The sequence below is a fragment of the Domibacillus sp. genome, from assembly GCF_031181085.1.
In the GTDB taxonomy this organism is placed as follows: Bacteria; Bacillota; Bacilli; order Bacillales; family Domibacillaceae; genus Domibacillus.
Genome location: NZ_JAPSLE010000003.1, coordinates 153,128 through 171,532, shown reverse-complemented (window position 1 = coordinate 171,532; position 18,405 = coordinate 153,128). Strand labels below are relative to the sequence as shown.

Sequence of the window (18,405 nt, the reverse complement as noted above, 5' to 3'; positions counted from 1 at the left end):
ATACCGCTCTTACAGCTCTAAGCTTTTTTAGTACCCCGGGCGAGCCCGAAATACGCAATCATCGCCAGCATGCTGGCACCAAAGATCGTCAGTCCCATTGGAACAGCCGTATGTTCACCGGCAATGCCGACAAGCGGCGCTGTCAACGAACCAAGCGCAAATGGAAGCAGGCCAAGAAGCGCCGACGCACTGCCGGCAATATGCCCCTGCGTTTCCATCGCAAGAGAGAAAGCGGATGTACCAATGATACCAATCGAAGAAACAAAAAAGAAAATGGGAATGACGATCGAATAAAGCGGTCCATGAATCAATACCATGATGACGAGCACGATGCTTGATACTGCCGACATCCATAAGCCGAACCGCAAAAATTTGGCTTCTGAAATGGTATCTGAAAACCGGCCGACTACTTGTGTGCCGATCATAATGCCAATGCCGTTCATACCAAACAGCAGGCTGAACAGCTGGGGAGAGGCGCCATAAATATTTTGATACACGAAAGGTGTACCTGAAACATAAGCAAAAATCCCGCCGACCATAAACCCCTGTGCAAGCGCGTAGCCCATAAACTCCCGGTTTTTCACAAGAGAACCGAAGCTTTTAAACGTTTGGGCCATATTGCTTGGCTGGCGCCGTTCAACCGGAAGCGTTTCATCCATTTTCCATGTTACGACAAGCATTAACCCGATGCCGATCGCGCTAAGGACAAGAAATACACCGGACCAGTTTGTAAAAGCGAGCACGCCGCCGCCGACAATTGGCGCTAAAATCGGTCCAAGATTGTTGACAAGCATAAGCAGTGCAAAAAATTTCGTTAGTTCACGCCCGCTGTACATATCCCGCACAACTGCCCGCGAAACAACAAGACCGGCTGCTGCTGAAAATCCTTGAACAACACGCCCGGCAATAAACCAGTAAATAGACGGTGCAAAGGCACAGAAAAGTGAAGCGGCGAAATATAAAAATAAAAAGAAGGCCAGCGGTTTTTTCCGTCCGCGCACATCACTCATTGGCCCGATTACAAGCTGCCCCAAAGCAAGACCGATCAAACAAGCCGTTAAGCTGATTTGTACAAGCGACGCAGTTGTTCCGTACTCATCGGCAATCGTCGGAAACGACGGAAGGTACATATCAATCGTAAATGGGCCCATCGCTCCAAGCGCTCCCAGAAGAACCGCCATCTGCGTCCGCTTTATGGTACGTGTTTTTTCCAATTTATCCACCTCTTTTTTCAAAACAAAAAAGCGCTCGTCCAAAGCCTATTTTGTTTCACAATATGAACAGTATAGCGGATTTGATCCCGCTCGCCCAGCATTCTCGCTTGTTCTTTTCTGCTGATAGAATAAAAGAATCCTTCTTCTTTTTTGCCCGTTTAAGCATATGCATATAGTGGAACATATACACTGTTCCTCTGCGGGCCGTCTTCCTGGCTGCAAATAAAAAAGCAAATCAAAAATGAAACCTTTTTTTATTTAATTCGTAGAAAAGAAAAACAGGAAAGTAGGGATTTCATGTTAAAGAAACTTCTTCAACAAATACTGAATCAAAAATCTTCTCACAGCCGCCGTTATTCCAGCAGTGATCATAAATATCGAAAACATTCCCATCACTCTTCAAAGCACGGACACCATTACTATAAGAAAAAACGCGGCTCTTCTTTCAGCTCTTACAGCAGCTGAAGCGTATGCATATGATGTTTTCTAGGCTGATTGAACGACCGCTAAAGCCAGGCATTCTCATTGGCGGCCGGTTTCGGCTGGCAGGCCTGCTTGGCAGAGGCAGCTATGGCCTCACGTACAAAGCGAAAGATTTGCAGACGGGCCGGGATGTAGTGGTTAAACAGCTGCGCAACCGTAAACGGCACAAGCCGGCTGAGGTAAACTTCTTTTGGCAGGAAGCTCAGTTTTTGCAGCAGCTTCACCACCCGGCTATCCCCCGGTTTGTCGCCGCTTTTAAAAGGGACGGCGTGCCGTTTTTTGTGATGGACTCGATAAACGCTCCCAATTTTGAGGAGTTAATTTTCCATCATAACCAACGGTACACCGAAAAAGAAGCATTCCGAATCCTATTAGAGGTCCTTTATGTCGTCCAATACTTTCATCGTCAAGGAATCGTTCATCGGGACCTGCGCATCCCAAATATTTTGTGGGATGGGACGGCTGTGCATGTAATCGACTTTGGCCTCGCACGAATTCTTGGCAGCAATCTCTCCTCTGGGCGCAGACGAAAAAAAGAGCACCCGCTTTTCCGGGAGCTGTCTGTTCGAAGCGACTTTTTTGCGCTCGGTCATTTTGTCCTGTTTTTGCTGTATTCCGCATTTGAGCCTTCGTCTAAAAAAGAAAAAAGCTGGGAAGAAGAACTGACACTTTCTTCTCCAGCAAGGTATGTGATTCGGCGTATGCTCCAGCTGGATCAGCCTTATGAGACAGCCGATGAGCTCATAGCAGATGTTCAATGTATCATAGATCCACCTGAAAAGCGCTGCCTTTAATGTAACGGCAGCGCTTTTCCTTTTTGGGCTGATTTATAAAATGTTAAGCCGGTTTTCAAGCTTTAGGTCTGGAAAAAGTCGGCCAATAAAAAAGAAGCCCTTGTACCAGGGCTTCTTCAGGCTGTTGACAACCGCCCGCTTTCTTACTTTGTCTCCACTCTCAAGCTGCCCTAATACCAGAGCAGATTTGTGTCATTATTGAAACACCTGGTCGATTTTGCTGATTTCTTCTTGTGCAAGCTGAACATCCAATGTTTTTAAATTATTTAATACTTGTTCAGATCGTTTTGCACCTGGAATGATAACGTCAATCGCATCACGTGTTAAGTACCATGCCAGCACTAAATGAGCCAGTTCTACCCCTTTGCTTTCTGCAATTGGGCGAATTTGATCGACTTTTTCAAGGTTCGCTTCAAATGCTCCTTTTTGGAAGTATGGCAGGCCATTGCGAAGATCATCAAATGTCGCATTTTTATCGTATTTGCCTGTTAAAAGCCCGGATGCAAGTGGGAAATACGGTACAAATGAAATGTTTTTCTCAGTAAGGTACGGGAACAATTCTTTTTCTGCACCGCGTGCAAGCAGATTATATTCTCCCTGAAAAACATCAACATGACCGTCTTTGTTTGCTTCCTTCAACTGGTCGAGAGAGAAATTAGATACACCGATATGGCGGATTTTCCCCGCATCTTTCAATTCCTTTAGTGCTCCAACCGCTTCATCTTTCGGTGTTTGTTCATCTGGAAAATGGATATAAAACAAATCAATATAGTCCGTTTTCAGACGTTCTAATGCTTCGTCCACGGCTTTTTTTAAGAAAGCCGGAGAATTGTCGAATTTTTCGCCGTCATCGGTTAAAACATGTGCTGCTTTTGTGGCAATCACAGCTTCTGATCGATTTCCCCGCTCTTTTAACACTTCCCCAATCAATTCTTCTGAACGCTTCGGTCCGTAAATAAAGGCTGTATCGAGAAAGTTAACACCATGGTCAAGCGCTGTACGCACCATATCACGGCCGGCTTCTTCATCCAGGTTTGGATATAAGTTATGGCCTCCTACCGCATTGGCGCCAAAGCCAATCGGGTTTACACGCAAGTCTGTTTTGCCGATCTGCACAAGCTTTGTCATTATGTATACATCTCCTTTTGCTTTTTTCCACCCTTTTCCTATTGCCGCAATGAGAAGGGGCTAAACCCCTTCGGTCGCTCCAAACAATTGCTCTTTCTGATAAAACCCGCATGATTCCCGGATAATCAGCTCGTCTTTCATGACGAATTTTTTCCGGTCAATTGAGCCGCCTTTTAAAAGCGTTAAAAGCAAATCCGTTGCTTTTTGGCCAATCTCATATTTCGGCTGATCGATCGTCGTCATATAAGGAGTGAAAAGAGACGCCATCCGCAGGTTATCAAAGCCAACGATAGCGATATCTTCCGGTACGCGGAGACCGTGGTCTTTGACCGCTTTAATTGAGCCAAGCGCCATTTCGTCATTAAACACAAACACAGCCGTCGGACGATCTTCAAGCGCCAGCAGTTTCACCATTTGATTGTATCCTGAATCCAGTCCATCATCTCCTTCCTGTACCCAGGAAGGATCGATTGGCAGGTCATGGCCCATCATCGCCTGCTTGTAACCGCGCAACCGGTCCCGGCTTAAGATAATATCCATAGGACCGCAAATATGCGCAATCTTCCGGTGTCCGACATTAATCAAGTGCTCGGTTATTTTGCGGGCACTGCTGATGTTGTCAATTGAAACCGTCGGAATGTCCAGGCCATCCATATATTCACAAGCAAGAACGATTGGAAACTGGGACGATAATTCTTCCAGGCTGTCCCGGTCCATACGGGCGGTTAACAGCACGGCACCGTCTGCCTGTTTTCTATATAGAAGCTCAATATATTCTTTTTCCCGTTCAATCTGATTTTCTGTGTCACCCAAAATAACCTGATAGCCGTTTTGAAGCGCTGTATGCTCAATGCCGCGCAGCACTTCGGAAAAGAACGGACGGGTAATATCCGGCACCACCACTAAAATCGTTTTCGTTTCACGTGTACGGAACTGGCTGGCGATCATATGCGGTTTATAGTTTAGTTCGTTAATCACCCGCATTACTTTTTCTTTCGTTTCCTTGCTGACCAAATCTGGCTGGCGAAGCACCCGGGACACAGTAGCCGGAGATACATTCGCCCGTTTGGCCACATCTCTCATTTTCATCATGTTGTTCACCTGCCTTTTCCCTGTTCCATTCTTATTATCTCTATTATAACGAACTCTCATTATTATGCTTAAATACTGATTCCGTTTTCATTTTCCCCTGCCATTTAAAACTAAACAAAGCGCCTAATACACCAACAGCACCGGAGAAAAAAAAGCTTGCTTCCAGTCCAAAATACGTGTTTAAAATGCCGGCTAAAAAAGGGCCGGCGAACATACCGACAGCGTAAAGAGCCTGGTAGGTCCCCATGGCTGTCGCCCGCTTGGCGTGAGGAGTTTCTTCTACAGCCATACCAAGAAAAAGCGGGAATAAAAGGCCAAGAGCAAATCCATTTACGAGCTGCAAAACAATCAAGGCTGCTTTTGTATCCGCGAACGGCATAAGAAAAGTAAAGGTTGCTGCGGCAGAAAAAGCGATTTGCAGCGTGCCCCATTTACCCAGCTTCGGAACAAACCAGCTGCCGCTTAACAAGGTAGAAACGGCATGCGGCACCATAAAAGCAAATACAAGAATTGTAATGTCACCCGCCCGCATGCCGGCTGACAGTGCATAATCAGTCGTAAAACCGAACATCGTGGTAAACATGATGCTGTGCGCTAATATGGACAGCAGCGATACTTTTAAAAGCATTGGTTCCTTCAGCGCTGTTCCGAGCTCCTTCAGCCGAACCGGCTCCCGTTTTGTTTCTGTTTTTCCTTCTGCTACAAACAGCGAAAGCAGCAGGCCCGCGGCTCCGAAAGCAGCTCCGAACCAGTAAGGTGCATGCCAGCCCCACTCTTCCACGATCCATGCACTGAGCGCCATCCCGAGCAGCTGGGCAAATACAACAGCAAAAGATAAATGGCCCATGGCCCGGTGCAAATTCCGCTCCGCTGCGTAGCTTGAAAAAAGAATGGTAAAAGCCACCCAGGTGGCGGCAGCGATGCCCGCCAGTGAACGGGACAGGAGCACCCATCCAAGGCTTTCAGTCAGCGCAAAAGCGAGGCAGCTGAACATACTGACTGCCATACCGGCCACAACAAAGCCTTTCCGTTTGTTCCAAAGGTCTGACCCGATACCGATGGGAAGGCGAAACAAAAACTGCATAAGTCCGTAGCTTGCCAAAACGATGCCGATAAAGGTATACGTGCCCCCTATCTGCTCGATGTAAGGAGAGAGCATCGGAATATAAATAAAGTGCGAAAACCAAAAAAGAAAAGAAATCAGTAAAAATAATCTTTGATTGCGTTTGTTCACATGCTCACATCCTGCTCTTCGGCTCTTTGAGAAAAAGGAGCCGTCCTATGCAATGGACCAGCTCCTCTCTCTTGATACCAGACAAGCGTATTAGGCTTTGCCGCTCGTGTTAAATTCTCTCATTTTCCCTTTTACAGCGTCCTTTACTGCTTCAATGGCAGGCAGTAAAATAAGACGCGGCTCGTATACATCCGGGTTTTGGCTTAATGTTTCACGAACAGAGGCGGTCCATGCCTGGATGCTTTCTGTGTTGACATTAATTTTTGCGTGGCCAAGCTCTATGGCACGCTGAAGCTGGTGAAGCGGAATGCCGGAGCCGCCGTGCAGGACAAGCGGCACGTCCGTTTTCTCCGAAATTTCTTTCATTTCATCAAAGCCAAGCTGCGGCTCACCCTGATACGGGCCATGAACCGAACCAAGCGCCGCGGCCAGTGCATCAATGCCGGCTTCCTCAACAATTCGGATGCATTCATCCAGATCCGCATATTGAATACCCCCGACCATGCCGTCTTCCTGCCCGCCGACTGTACCGACTTCCGCTTCAACTGTGACTCCTTTTTCCTTTGCATATGCGACGACTTCCTTCGTCATCGCAATATTTTCATCGATTGGGCTGTGAGAGCCGTCGATCATGACAGACGTATAGCCTGCATCAATCGCCTTCTTACAGCGCTCGACGCTCATGCCGTGATCTAAATGAAGTGCAACCGGCACGGTAATATTTAATTCCTCCATCAGCGCCTTGACCATCGCGGCAATCGTTGTGAAGCCGCCTAGGTAATCAACAAGCCGGTCGGATGAGGCCAAAATAATGGGCGCCCGTTCTTCTTCTGCTGCCTGCAAAAACGCCTGGGCAAATTCTAGTCCGTTAATATTGTACTGGCCGACGGCGTAGCCGCCCTGCTTTGCTTTTTGCAGCATGTCTTTCATTGATACTAACATACAATCAGCCCTCGACTTTCTCCGTTAACCCAAGACCTTCTTTCATTTTTTGAAGCATAAGTCTACTTGACCAGTCCGCTTTATCTTTCCAGGCAAATACAGCGTTTGTAGCGATGCCGTCAAAGTTCATTTCTTTCAGCTTGCGGAAAATGGTATCGAAATCTACTTCTGCTTCACCGATGTTCAAATGCTGGTGAACCGTTGCTTCTACTGCCGGCGGGTTCACAATGTAGCGGAGGCCATCTGATGCCATATGGTTGAATGTATCCGCAAATAAAACGTGCGTCAGGCGGTCGCCTGCTGAATCAAACATTGGCGCGATATCGCCTTTACCGTTGTCATAATAAAACGTGTGGGCTGTAGAGTATACAAGGTTAATCCAGTCTTTATCCAATGCACGGATCATATCCATCGCACCGTCATGTGTTTCAATGAAATCATATGGATGCGCTTGAAGGTTCAATTTAATACCTTCGCGCTCAAAGATGGGCAGCAATTCGTCCATAGAACGGATAAACTGCTCTTCGCATACAACCGGATTGAATTTAGATCCATTGAATTCACTGTTCATTAAATCTACTTCCAATTCAACCGCCACCTCGATAGCGCGTTTCCAGTTGCGTACGGCTGCCTGGCGGCGGTCTTCGTCTGGACCTGCCCAGTAGTAAAGAGGAAGAAGAGAAGAAATTTGAACGCCTGCATCACGGCAGTAGCGTTTTAAGTTTTTAATTTTTGCGCTGTCTACTTTCGGATACTTGTAGAATGGGCAGAAATCCTCGCGCGGTGAAAGCTCAATGTAGTCATAGCCAAGCTCCGCTGTTTTATCTACCATTTCTCTTAGAGAAAGATCGGCATACATGGTTGGATCAAGTGCTAGTTTCATTAGAAATTCCTCCTGTTTATCTATCATCGTTACGGAGCCGGCCAAGCCGGCACCATTGTTAGTTTACAGCTGCTGTCTGCTTTTGGTAGAATGCTGGTTTTTCTTCGAGCGCTACGTCTTCTTTCTGGCCGGACTGCTGTGCTTTCACGCATGCATCCGCTGTTACAGCGGCGATGTAGCCGTCCCATGAAGTCGGTCCGTTCGGCTCGCCTGTTGCTTTGATTGAATCCATAAAATCTTGCAGCTCTACGTCGTAGGCATCAATGAAGCGGTCTTTCCAGTCCGTCATAATGCTTGTAGAAAGCTTCGCGCTCTTGCGTGTCACGATGCTTGCCGGCTCCGGCAGGTAAGCTACCCCGTCCTCACCGATGACTTCACATTGAATGTCATAACCATAGTGGCAGTTTACGAACACTTCCGCGTTAATAATGATGCCTGACTTTGTTTCTAAAATAATGATTTGCGGATCTTTTAAGCCTGCATGAGCGCGTGCTGTTTTTTTCGGATACAATACTTGCACTGATTTATAGTCATCATTAATCAGCCAGTGCAGCACGTCAATTTCGTGAATAAGTGTATCAACAATGGCCATTTCTGTTCCGTATGTTTCTGGCACTTCCGGGTTGCGGTGTACACAGCGGACCATCAATGGATCACCGATTTCATTCGCATCAATCGCTTCTTTTAATTGAACATATCCTGGGTCATAACGGCGCATAAAGCCTACTTGAACTAGCTTTTTCCCGTGTGCCATTTCAGCCTGGACGATTTTCATTGCACCTTCCGCCGTTGTCGCAAGCGGTTTTTCACAAAATACGTACTTGCCTGCTTCAATGGCGTTTAATACGTTTTGTTCATGCGCCGGACCCCAGCTTGTAACCAAAACAGCATCTACGTTTGGATCCTGGCAAAGAGCTTTATCATCTTCATGGACAACTGCCTCAAGTCCGTATTGCTCAACAGCTAGTTTTGCAGATTCAAGATTCACGTCTGTTACCGCAACGATTTTCCCGCCTGCTAAACTGTTTGTAATGCGTTTAATATGTTCGCGGCCAATTGCCCCTGTTCCAATTACTCCAAATTTCAATGTCATGATTCATTTCCTCCCTTATATCCCCACTTTTGTAACGCTTACATCATTAAGCGCGTTTGTTTTCTGTATAGCTTGCTACCGCTGGTTTTTTATCGTGATTGCGGAATTTTTGCTCTAATTGTTCAAGCGTAAGCCCTTTCGTTTCTGGAAGGAATTTTGCTACAAATCCAATCGCCAGGACGCCAAGTGCCACAAAAATATAGAATGTTCCAGATAACCCGACTGTTGAAAGCATGATCGGGAATGACAGGCCGACTAAGCAGTTGACAAGCCATAAGAATAATACGGTTAAGCCCATTCCAAAACCGCGCAATTGCAGCGGGAAAATTTCGGAAAGCATCAGCCAGGTGACTGGTGAAATGGCGCCCTGCTGGAATGCAAGGAATGTAACGGTTAAAGTAAGAACAACGTATGGCAAGTTTGGTGAGCCTTCTAGTACGCTTGAGAAAATGGCAATCAACAAAAGGCATACAGTTGTACCGGCAAGTCCTGCCATCAGCATCGGGCGGCGGCCGATTTTGCCTAACAGCCAAATACCGACGAATGTAGCGAGGACGGAGATCGCTCCGTTTGCAATGTTACCCACAAGTGCCGCTTCTGTTGTAAAGCCGGCGTCTTTTAAAATCTCTGTTCCATAGTACATGATCGAGTTTACACCCGTAATCTGCTGCACAACCGCAATACCGATACCAATAAACATAATGCGGCGAATCCACGGTGTGGAAAGATCTTTGAAACCAGCTTGCTTTGTATGTTCTTCTTCAGTAAATGTTGCTTTAATTTCAGCTAGTTCAGTTTTTGCTTCTTGTTCTGAACGAATACGGCTTAGAACGGCAAGTGCCTCACTGTCTCTTTTCTTAGACACAAGCCAGCGCGGGCTTTCCGGCACTTTCAGCATACCGATGAATAAGAAGATGGCTGGAAGAGCGGCAATCAGCAGCATCACGCGCCAGATTCCTTCAACGTGTCCGAATGTTGTACCAAGGATAGCATTCAAAACAAAAGCCAAAAGCTGACCACTAACAATCATTAATTCATTTTGTGTTACGATACGGCCACGGCGTGATGCCGGTGACATTTCTGCCAAGTAAGAAGGAACGGTAACGGATGCTCCCCCTACCGCCAGTCCAAGCAAGAAACGGGAAATGACCATAATGGTGACGTTTGGCGCAAGTGTACATCCAAGACTGGCAACTAAGAAAACCACGGCCAGCATTAAAATGTTTTTTCTGCGTCCGTTAATGTCTGACAGCCGTCCGCCAAGCACAGCACCAAGTGCGGCACCGAAGAGAAGCGAACTTGCTACAACACCTTGCATCGTAGGCGTTAAGCCCAGCTCTTCTGTCATAAAAGGAAGGGCACCATTAATAACGCCTGTATCATAACCGAAGAGAAGTCCGCCCAGCGTCGAAATAATGATAATCTTACGTAAAAAAGATGATGGGGCTGCGTTTGTATTCATTGTTCATGCACCTCTTTTTATTTCTCCACGTGTGCAAGCAATGATTCGTCCAAATACCTTCGGGCGATCAATGCATACTCAAGCGGGTGGGCAATGGCTGGGTCCTGTTCTGCTTCAATAACAATCCAGCCTTTGTATCCATGCTCTTCAAGAAAGCGGAAAGGCTTCCTAAAATCAATGCATCCGTCTCCTGGCACTGTAAACATTCCAGCTAAAAACGATTCTCTAAATGATTTTCCTGGTTGTTTGCATTCGTCCATTACCGACTCTCTAACATCTTTGAAGTGAACATGTTTAATGCGGTTCATATGTTTTTCAAGAAGCGTCATATAATCGCCATCTGAAGCAAAAATGTGGCCTGTGTCATACAAAAGATGGACATGGTTTGAATCTGTTCCTTCCATTAAACGGTCAATTTCTTCCAGCGTCTGCACACCGGTTCCCATATGATGATGGAAGACAAGCTTTAAACCATAGCTGTCGGCAATCTTGCCAAGTTCATTCAGCCCTTCGCAAAGGATGGCCCATTCTTCATCGCCAAAGTAAGGCTTTTCGGCAAAGACATTTTTATCAAGACCTTGTATGCTGTACGTCTGTTCGGAAACCACTGCAACCGCTGCTTCCACTTCTTTTAAATACGCACAGTGGGCATGAAATTCCTGTGATGCTTTTTCAATGCCATCGCGAATGATAAAGCTTGAAAACCACTGGCCCGCAATTTTTAAGTTACGCAGTGCCAGTTCCTTTTTTAAAACGGCAGGTTCAGGAAAGAAGCCGCCGACTTCTGTCCCTTGAAATCCTGCTACAACGATGTCGCTTAATAAATGAGATAGTGTATTTTCAGCGCCGATTTCTGGAATGTCATCGTTGCGCCAGCCAATTGGAGCAATGCCCCATAAAATTTCCTGCATGATGTGCGGGCCTCCTCTTAATACATCTTCGCCGTTTCTAGTTTTTCCGCTCTTGCGGCATAGGCTTTTTGAACGCTTTCAGACTCGGATACTTCAGCGACGCCAACGTTCCACCAGCCATCATAGCCATCCGACATTGTTTTCGGAAGCACTTTCATATCAATCAATGTGGAAACGGACTGCTTTTTCGCGTCTTCAAGCGCTGCTTTCAATTCTTCTACTGTATTGGCTTTGTATGATTTTGCTCCGTAGGCTTCCGCCACTTTCGCATAATCGATATTCATAATCTTGTTGTCATGTGTACGGAACTCACAGAAGTATGAACCGCTTCCATTATCCATCTGCAGGTTATTAATACATCCATAACCAGAGTTATCAAACAAGAGAATATTGATTTTTTTATCGTATTGAAGCGCTGTTACAAGTTCTGTGTGAAGCATAAGGAAGCTGCCATCTCCAACGGCTGCGTATACTTCACGGTCCGGGTGGGCGAGTTTCGCACCCAGTGCACCGGCCACTTCATATCCCATGCAGGAATATCCGTATTCCAGGTGGTACGTATTCGGTACATCTGAATGCCATAAGCGCTGCAGGTCTCCTGGAAGAGATCCAGCTGAACCAATGACGATGCTGTCTGGTGCGACTGCTTCATTGGCGGCAACCAAAGCGGCCGTTTGTGTAAATTCAGTGCCCAGCACATCGGCATATTCATTCAGTGTTTCCTGAGAAAATTGATCCTTGATTTCCGGCGTGAAGTTTTCACGATTAAATGTTACGTTCGCCAGACGGTCGCGTTCTGTCAGCCACTCTTCTTTCCATGCTGAAAGCAGGCCGCCAAATGCGGTTTCATAGTCTCCCAAAAGAGGTGCCAGCTGTTCAAGTGCCGTTTTTGCATCCGCGACAACCTGGAATCCATCCATCTTGTAAGCCTGAAGGCGGCTGACATTAATATTCAAGAATGACGTTTTGTCAAAATCAAACTGTGTTTTGGATGAAGTCGTAAAATCTGTGTAGCGTGTGCCGACTCCGATGACAAGGTCTGTGTCACGCGCCACTTTATTTGCAGCCGACGTACCAAGAATACCGACGCCGCCCAGGTTATTTGGAAATGAGACTTCCACTGTTGATTTTCCGGCCTGTGTTTCTACAAGCGGGATATTATGCTTTTCGGAAATTTGTTTTAAAATGTCGCGGGCGCCTGAATAACGAGCACCGCCGCCTACAATAATGACGGGCTTTTTGCTTGCTTTAATCCGCTCTGCCGCGCCTTGAATCTCGCGTTCTACCGCTGGCTTGCGGTCCAGATAATGAACGCGTTTTTCGAAGAAACGCTCATCATAATCAAACGCTTCCCCTTCCACATCCTGTGCGATACAGATAGTAGCCGGGCCAGCTTTGGCCGGGTCTGTCATCACTTCAAATGCACGGATCAGTGCGGACATTAACTGTTCCGGGCGTGTTACGCGGTCCCAATAGCGGGAAACCGCCATAAACGCTTCGTTTGTTGTCACCGCTGTGCTGTGTTCATGCTCCAGCTGCTGAAGCACTGGATCAGGCTGGCGCGTCGCAAAGGTATCCGCCGGAAGCAGCAGAACCGGAATGTTGTTCGCAAACGCGGTTCCCGCTGCTGCGATCAAGTTTGCCGAACCCGGGCCGGCAGATGTGGTGACCGCATAAATTTTGCGGCGGAGCATTTCGCGGCTGTAAGCGATTGCCGCCTGAGCCATTCCCTGCTCATTCTTTCCTTGATAGACTTTTAAACGGCCTGCGTCCTGCTCAAGTGCCTGGCCGATTCCGACCACGTTGCCATGGCCAAAAATGTTAAAAATGCCTTCGACGAAAGGTGTTTCTTCGCCATCAACGTGAATGTACTGCTGGTTTAAAAATTTAATTAACGCTTGCGCGGTAGTTAATCGAATGGTTCCCATCCCTATTCACCTCTTAACGAATCATTTTTTATACGTATACGGCAGATTCAATCAGCTGCTCAATTTCAGAAGCAACCGGCATCGCATCAGACGAGCTGTGCTTGCTGACTACAATGGATGCAGAAGCACTGCCATACTTCAAAGCAGTTTCAATGTCTTTGCCGCTGACAAGTGCGTAAAGGAAGGCAGATGCATAGGAGTCACCTGCACCAAATGTTTTCAGTACTTTTGTTTTGTACGCCTGCGCGCGGAATACTGCTCCCGATTTTGCATACGCGTATGACCCTTCTACTCCATGCTTGATCACAACAAGATCGGCTGAATGCTTGAATAGGTTTTGAATGGTTTCATTGTTGTCGCCACCCTGGATGTTTTCCATTACATCGAACTCATCGCGTGTGCCAATGACGATATCGGACTGTTCGGCAACAAGCGAGTAATAAACGGCTGTTTCTTCCGGCGACTGCCATGTGTACGGACGGTAGTCAAGTTCGAACACAATTTTCACGCCGTGTTTTTTCGCCAGGCTGACCGATTTTAAAACGGCTTCTCTAGACGGGCTTTTTGCCAGCGCTGTACCAGAAACAAGCAGGATTTTCGCTTTTTGAATGTAGTCTTCGCTTACTTCAGATGGCTCAAGGTATAAATCTGCCACATCATCACGGTACATTAAGATGCTGCACTCATCCGGGCTTAAAATTTCAGTGAAGGCAAGACCTGTTTTATGCCCTTCTTTATCTGTGACCATATTGGATGTATCCACGCCGACTTCACGCATGTATTTTTCAATGAATCTACCGTGCTGGTCATCGGCAAGCTTGCCGATAAAGCCGACTTTTAAGCCAAGCTTCGCGCTGCCGATGGCGACATTCGCCGGTGAGCCGCCAACGTATTTCGTAAACGTCATCGTCTCTTCCATCGGCATGTTGTATTCGTTTGCATTTAAGTCAATGCAGGCACGTCCAATTGCGATTACATCAAGTTCTTTTTCATGATTGAATGTATAGTTCATCCGTTTTCACCGCTCCTTTAATTTGGTTAACGTTTTAAAATCCACTCATGGTCTGGATCATTGTAAAATTTCCAAATACGTGTCGGGCCGGCCATGACATTTAAGTAATAAGACTCATAGCCATCCGGTACGCCGACTGGATGGTATCCAGCTGGAACAAGCACAACATCGCTGTTTTCAACGGTCATCGTTTCATCAATCGACCGGTCATCTGTATACACACGCTGGAACACAAAACCCTGCGGCGGATTCATTTCATGATAGTAAGATTCTTCTAAGAATGACTCATCCGGCAGGTTATCCTGGTCATGTTTGTGCGGCGGGTAACTCGACCAGTTTCCGCTTTCCGTATAAACTTCTACAACAAGCAGGCTGTTTGCGCGCGGGTCGGAATCCGGCAGGATATTGTGAACCATCCGTTTATTGCTTAAAATGCCGCGGTTTTCAATGCCGACCTCTGAAGCTTTAATAAGTACAGTCGGCAGCTGCTCCTGGGAAGGAGAATAGCATAGTGCTACCCGGGCAGCCGTTGCGCCTTCTACGTGGAAAGTTTTATCGTTGGAAACATACACGCTGTCTGTCGGCACTTTTTCGAAGACATTTTCTCGTGTACCAAGGTTACGGAATTCTTCGCTTCCTTCGGTAACGTGAATTTTGCCTGTCAGGGCGACAATGCAGCATTCTGTTTTATTTAATGATTCAGTGTAAGTGGCGCCGGGAGCCAGATCAATGACTTTAAATCCGACATATTCGAGGGGGGAGTTTTCTTTTGTGACGTCATGAACGAGTGTGACGCCTTCTGACTGTTCTTTTTTCATTGGTTTTTGAAGCAAGCGGCTCATGTTATGTACCTCCTGATTTTTTCTTGAATGACCCGCTGCCCGGATTGAGCCGGACAGCCAGGACAAATCCAAGATATTACTTCACGTAGCGTGCCGTGACCATTTTCTTGCGTGTAAAGAATTCAACCCCATCTTTACCGTTCGCATGAAGATCGCCATAGAATGAATTTTTATAGCCTGAGAATGGGAAGAATGCCATTGGCGCTGGCACCCCAACGTTAATGCCCAGCATGCCTGCGTGGATCGTTTCACGGAACTGGCGTACCGCTGCTGCACTGTCTGTGTACAGGCAGGCACCATTCGCAAGTGTAGAAGCGTTCGCTGTCTCCACACCTTCTGCCAGGTCTTTTACGCGGACGACGGAAAGAACCGGTGCAAAGATTTCATCCTGCCAGATCGTCATCTCCTGTGTCACGTTGTCGAAGATGGTTGCGCCAAGGAAGTATCCATCTCCTTTTGCGGCTTCGTCTTCGCGGCCGTCACGCACAAGCGTTGCACCCTGCTCGATACCGGCTTCAATGTAGCCGATTGTACGCTGTTTTGCATTTTCGCGGATGATTGGGCCAAGGAATACGCCGTCATCTAAACCGTTGCCAATTTGAATGTTGTCTGCTGCTTCTTTTAGTTTTGCGATAAACTCATCGGCAATGCTTTCTTCTACTGCTACAACGGCTGCAGCCATGCAGCGCTCGCCCGCTGAACCAAAGGCTGCGGCTGTGACTTCTTTTGCGGCCAGGTCAAGGTTTGCATCTGCCAAAACGATGGAGTGGTTTTTCGCTCCTGCAAGCGCCTGTACGCGTTTCAAGTTCGCTGCGCCTGTTTTGTATACGTATTCTGCCACTGGCTGTGAGCCAACAAATGAGATGGCTTTCACTTCCGGGTGCTCAAGAAGGCCGTTTACCACATCGTGCGCTCCGTTTACAATATTTAGTACGCCGTCTGGAAGGCCGGCTTCTTTAAATAGATCCACTAATTTCGCTGCCAACAGCGGAGTACGTTCAGACGGCTTCAATACAAATGTGTTACCGCATGCGATCGCCAGCGGGTACATCCAGCAAGGCACCATCATCGGGAAGTTGAACGGTGTGATCCCGCCTACTACGCCAACCGGGTAACGGTACATGCCTGATTCGATATTTGTAGCGATGTCTGGAAGCTGGCTGCCCATCATCAGTGTCGGTGCACCGGCTGCGAATTCTACGCATTCAATCCCGCGCTGCACTTCACCCATGGCTTCTGACAAACTTTTTCCGTTTTCAATCGTGATTAATTTTGCTAGCTCTTCCCAGTTATCCACAAGAAGCTGCTGATATTTGAAAAGAACGCGTGCACGCTTTGGAACAGCCGTCTGCGACCATGTTTTAAACGCTTCGCTTGCTGCCTGCACCGCACGGTCTACGTCTTCTTTTGTAGAAAGCGGCACCTGGGCAATTTCTTCGCCTGTTGCCGGATTTACAACCGTTTCGGTCTGGCTGGACAGAGAATCCACCCATTCTCCATTTATGTAGTTTTGTAATGTTTTCACTTCTGAGTTTACTGCTGACATGTTTGATTCCTCCTTGAAAAGTCGGTTTTTAAATAAACAAGAAGCTGGCCATCGGCTTAAAAGCAGCGTTTGACTGAAATCGATTTCATCATGTTTCAAAAATAAGAACGCTGTTTAAGAGACTCATTCACTTAATAGAGCGTTTTCATTACTGCTTTATTAATGATCTTAGTATCCTTTACATTGCCTTATCAAGCAACATGGTACTGAAATCGATTTCAGGCGATTTCACTGAAAACAGCTTATTGACGTTTTGATAGGATTATTAAGTAACTAATCCAGCGATCCTTACTAAATGAAAACGCTATTTGAAATCGATTTCATTCAGTTATTTCTGAACCTTCAAAACTTTATATTGAAAGTGTACAACACTCTTTTTGATTTGTAAACACTTTCAATGTAATTTTTTTCGACAAAAAATAAAGAACCCAACAAACGCTGTCAGGTCCGCATTTTCGTCCATTATTTTTTTTGAAAAACAGATAGGATGGCATAAATCAACACCATAATAAATCCTATTCCTGCTGCCAGAATAAATCCGTAAATTCCAACCATTCGGACCCAGCCAATTGTGAATGTAAAAAAGATCCAAGCATACACGATGCCTCCTAAAACTAAAGCAAGCGGCCCATTGAACGGAAATAGGCGCTTCCACTTCCAAATAAGCAAAGCGGCTAAAGCGCCTAGTATGACAAGTCCTGCTGCTTGATCCGGCCCGAAAAAAGGCAGCAGCCGTGACTGTTGAATATCTGCATCTGCGTCAGCTGGGGACGGCTGGGCAAGTACTGTAAAAGTTGAAAAAATAGACCAAGCAGCTGCAATGGCAAATAGAGCAATCATCACCCAATTGATTTTTTGATAAAAAGACTTGTTTTGCATGTTATGACTCCTTTTTGTACTATACAGACTCCAGCCATTTTAAGTTAAAAGAGATATTGGCCTTTTTTTAAAAACGGCTGGATATGAGACAAGCCAGCACTTACTCTTTGTAGCGGCATATGATTTTCCAGCCGCTTCTTTCATTATCTCATAAAAAGTGCTATTCAAGTATGTAAAGGGTCGAGCACCAATGATTTGAATTGGTTTTCCGGCGGCCCTTCCACCCGTTTTTCCTGAGCTCGCCGGCTAACAGCTGGTTAAAAAAGCCGTGACCAACAAGAGCAATGGAGCGATGTTCAGCTACGGCCAGCTGCTGTGCTCCTTTTTCCGCTCTTCGCTTTGCTTCTTTATATGATTCGCAATGCCGGCTATATCCGGCTAACCACACTGTTCTCAGTAAAACTGTCCATACAGCAGGCGGCAGCTTTAAACGAGTAAAAGAAACAACTGGCAGCTCTACTTCACGAAACAGCGCGTCTGATTGTACTTTAACAGCCGGATTTAAATACTTAGCCGACTCGATGGATCGAACTAAATCGCTCGTGATGAGGCATGTTGCATCCTTTATAGAAGCAACCGTCTCCTTCGGAAAGCTGCTTTCCTGTACGCCAGCTTCATTATAAGCCTGCACCCATGCTGAAAATTCCCGCCCGGTCATAGGTCTGCTTTCAGTATGGGCAGAACGGCCATGCCGGATTAATAAAATGGTTTTCATCGCCTTTATTTCTCACTTTCTATTAGCAGTTTTCGCTGAATGGTATAGTTTTATATAATAATTGATTTGCCTATGAAACTAGACATCCTCTTGTCCAGCTCATTCAGACAATAGATGCTTCTAAGTATACATACTAGTATACTTACATTTTGCGTAGATGAGAGCCATCATAAGGATCTTTCATTTATTTGTTTTATACAGTGAAAAAGCTATTTTCAAAGGGATTTATCACAAACGACCTTCATGC

Annotated in this window: 16 protein-coding genes; 1 reads left to right on the top strand and 15 read right to left on the bottom strand. The window is 46.4% G+C overall.

Annotated features, from left to right (window positions below; genetic code table 11):
• Window positions 1–17: 17 nt before the first annotated feature.
• Window positions 18–1,214, bottom strand: a complete 1,197-nt coding sequence (locus RIN81_RS06725) for a Bcr/CflA family multidrug efflux MFS transporter (RefSeq protein ID WP_375164513.1) — start codon at window positions 1,212–1,214, stop codon at window positions 18–20.
• A gap of 470 nt (window positions 1,215–1,684) precedes the next feature.
• On the opposite strand from RIN81_RS06725, the gene RIN81_RS06720 reads away from it, so the two are divergent.
• On the top strand, window positions 1,685–2,491 hold the full coding sequence (locus tag RIN81_RS06720) for a serine/threonine protein kinase (protein WP_309088602.1): 807 nt from the start codon (window positions 1,685–1,687) through the stop codon (window positions 2,489–2,491).
• A gap of 195 nt (window positions 2,492–2,686) precedes the next feature.
• On the opposite strand, the gene RIN81_RS06715 is transcribed toward RIN81_RS06720, so the two are convergent.
• The 14 genes from RIN81_RS06715 to RIN81_RS06650 form a co-directional block, all read right to left on the bottom strand.
• Window positions 2,687–3,619 (bottom strand): aldo/keto reductase, encoded by a 933-nt coding sequence (locus RIN81_RS06715; protein ID WP_309088600.1) that lies wholly within the window; start codon window positions 3,617–3,619, stop codon window positions 2,687–2,689.
• A gap of 60 nt (window positions 3,620–3,679) precedes the next feature.
• Window positions 3,680–4,711: a LacI family DNA-binding transcriptional regulator gene (locus RIN81_RS06710; protein WP_309088598.1), complete on the bottom strand. Its 1,032-nt coding sequence runs from the start codon at window positions 4,709–4,711 to the stop codon at window positions 3,680–3,682.
• A gap of 43 nt (window positions 4,712–4,754) precedes the next feature.
• The gene (locus RIN81_RS06705) at window positions 4,755–5,945 is read right to left on the bottom strand and encodes an MFS transporter (RefSeq protein WP_309088596.1); all 1,191 of its coding nucleotides are present in this window, start codon (window positions 5,943–5,945) and stop codon (window positions 4,755–4,757) included.
• Between the two features lie 90 nt (window positions 5,946–6,035).
• Window positions 6,036–6,887 carry a class II fructose-1,6-bisphosphate aldolase gene (fba, locus tag RIN81_RS06700; protein WP_309088594.1) on the bottom strand — a complete coding sequence of 284 codons (852 nt, stop codon included), beginning with the start codon at window positions 6,885–6,887 and terminating at the stop codon, window positions 6,036–6,038.
• A 4-nt stretch (window positions 6,888–6,891) separates the two neighbouring features.
• Complete coding sequence (locus RIN81_RS06695) at window positions 6,892–7,770, bottom strand: sugar phosphate isomerase/epimerase family protein (protein ID WP_242231668.1); 879 nt, start codon at window positions 7,768–7,770, stop codon at window positions 6,892–6,894.
• A 58-nt stretch (window positions 7,771–7,828) separates the two neighbouring features.
• Window positions 7,829–8,863, bottom strand: coding sequence for a bifunctional inositol 2-dehydrogenase/D-chiro-inositol 1-dehydrogenase (gene iolG / locus RIN81_RS06690; protein WP_251269846.1), 1,035 nt, complete (start codon window positions 8,861–8,863; stop codon window positions 7,829–7,831).
• Window positions 8,864–8,909: 46 nt separating this feature from the next.
• On the bottom strand, window positions 8,910–10,325 hold the full coding sequence (locus tag RIN81_RS06685; RefSeq protein ID WP_309088591.1) for a sugar porter family MFS transporter: 1,416 nt from the start codon (window positions 10,323–10,325) through the stop codon (window positions 8,910–8,912).
• A 17-nt stretch (window positions 10,326–10,342) separates the two neighbouring features.
• A complete protein-coding gene (iolE, locus tag RIN81_RS06680; protein WP_309088589.1) occupies window positions 10,343–11,236 on the bottom strand; it encodes a myo-inosose-2 dehydratase in 894 nt (297 codons plus the stop codon).
• Between the two features lie 17 nt (window positions 11,237–11,253).
• Window positions 11,254–13,164: a 3D-(3,5/4)-trihydroxycyclohexane-1,2-dione acylhydrolase (decyclizing) gene (gene iolD, locus RIN81_RS06675; RefSeq protein ID WP_309088587.1), complete on the bottom strand. Its 1,911-nt coding sequence runs from the start codon at window positions 13,162–13,164 to the stop codon at window positions 11,254–11,256.
• 28 nt (window positions 13,165–13,192) lie between these two features.
• The gene (gene iolC, locus RIN81_RS06670) at window positions 13,193–14,176 is read right to left on the bottom strand and encodes a 5-dehydro-2-deoxygluconokinase (RefSeq protein WP_309088585.1); all 984 of its coding nucleotides are present in this window, start codon (window positions 14,174–14,176) and stop codon (window positions 13,193–13,195) included.
• 26 nt (window positions 14,177–14,202) lie between these two features.
• Window positions 14,203–15,018 carry a 5-deoxy-glucuronate isomerase gene (gene iolB, locus RIN81_RS06665; protein ID WP_309088583.1) on the bottom strand — a complete coding sequence of 272 codons (816 nt, stop codon included), beginning with the start codon at window positions 15,016–15,018 and terminating at the stop codon, window positions 14,203–14,205.
• A 76-nt stretch (window positions 15,019–15,094) separates the two neighbouring features.
• Complete coding sequence (locus tag RIN81_RS06660; protein ID WP_309088581.1) at window positions 15,095–16,564, bottom strand: CoA-acylating methylmalonate-semialdehyde dehydrogenase; 1,470 nt, start codon at window positions 16,562–16,564, stop codon at window positions 15,095–15,097.
• A gap of 462 nt (window positions 16,565–17,026) precedes the next feature.
• Window positions 17,027–17,443, bottom strand: a complete 417-nt coding sequence (locus tag RIN81_RS06655; RefSeq protein ID WP_309088579.1) for a hypothetical protein — start codon at window positions 17,441–17,443, stop codon at window positions 17,027–17,029.
• Window positions 17,444–17,603: 160 nt separating this feature from the next.
• Complete coding sequence (locus RIN81_RS06650; protein WP_309088577.1) at window positions 17,604–18,158, bottom strand: histidine phosphatase family protein; 555 nt, start codon at window positions 18,156–18,158, stop codon at window positions 17,604–17,606.
• Window positions 18,159–18,405 lie beyond the last annotated feature (247 nt).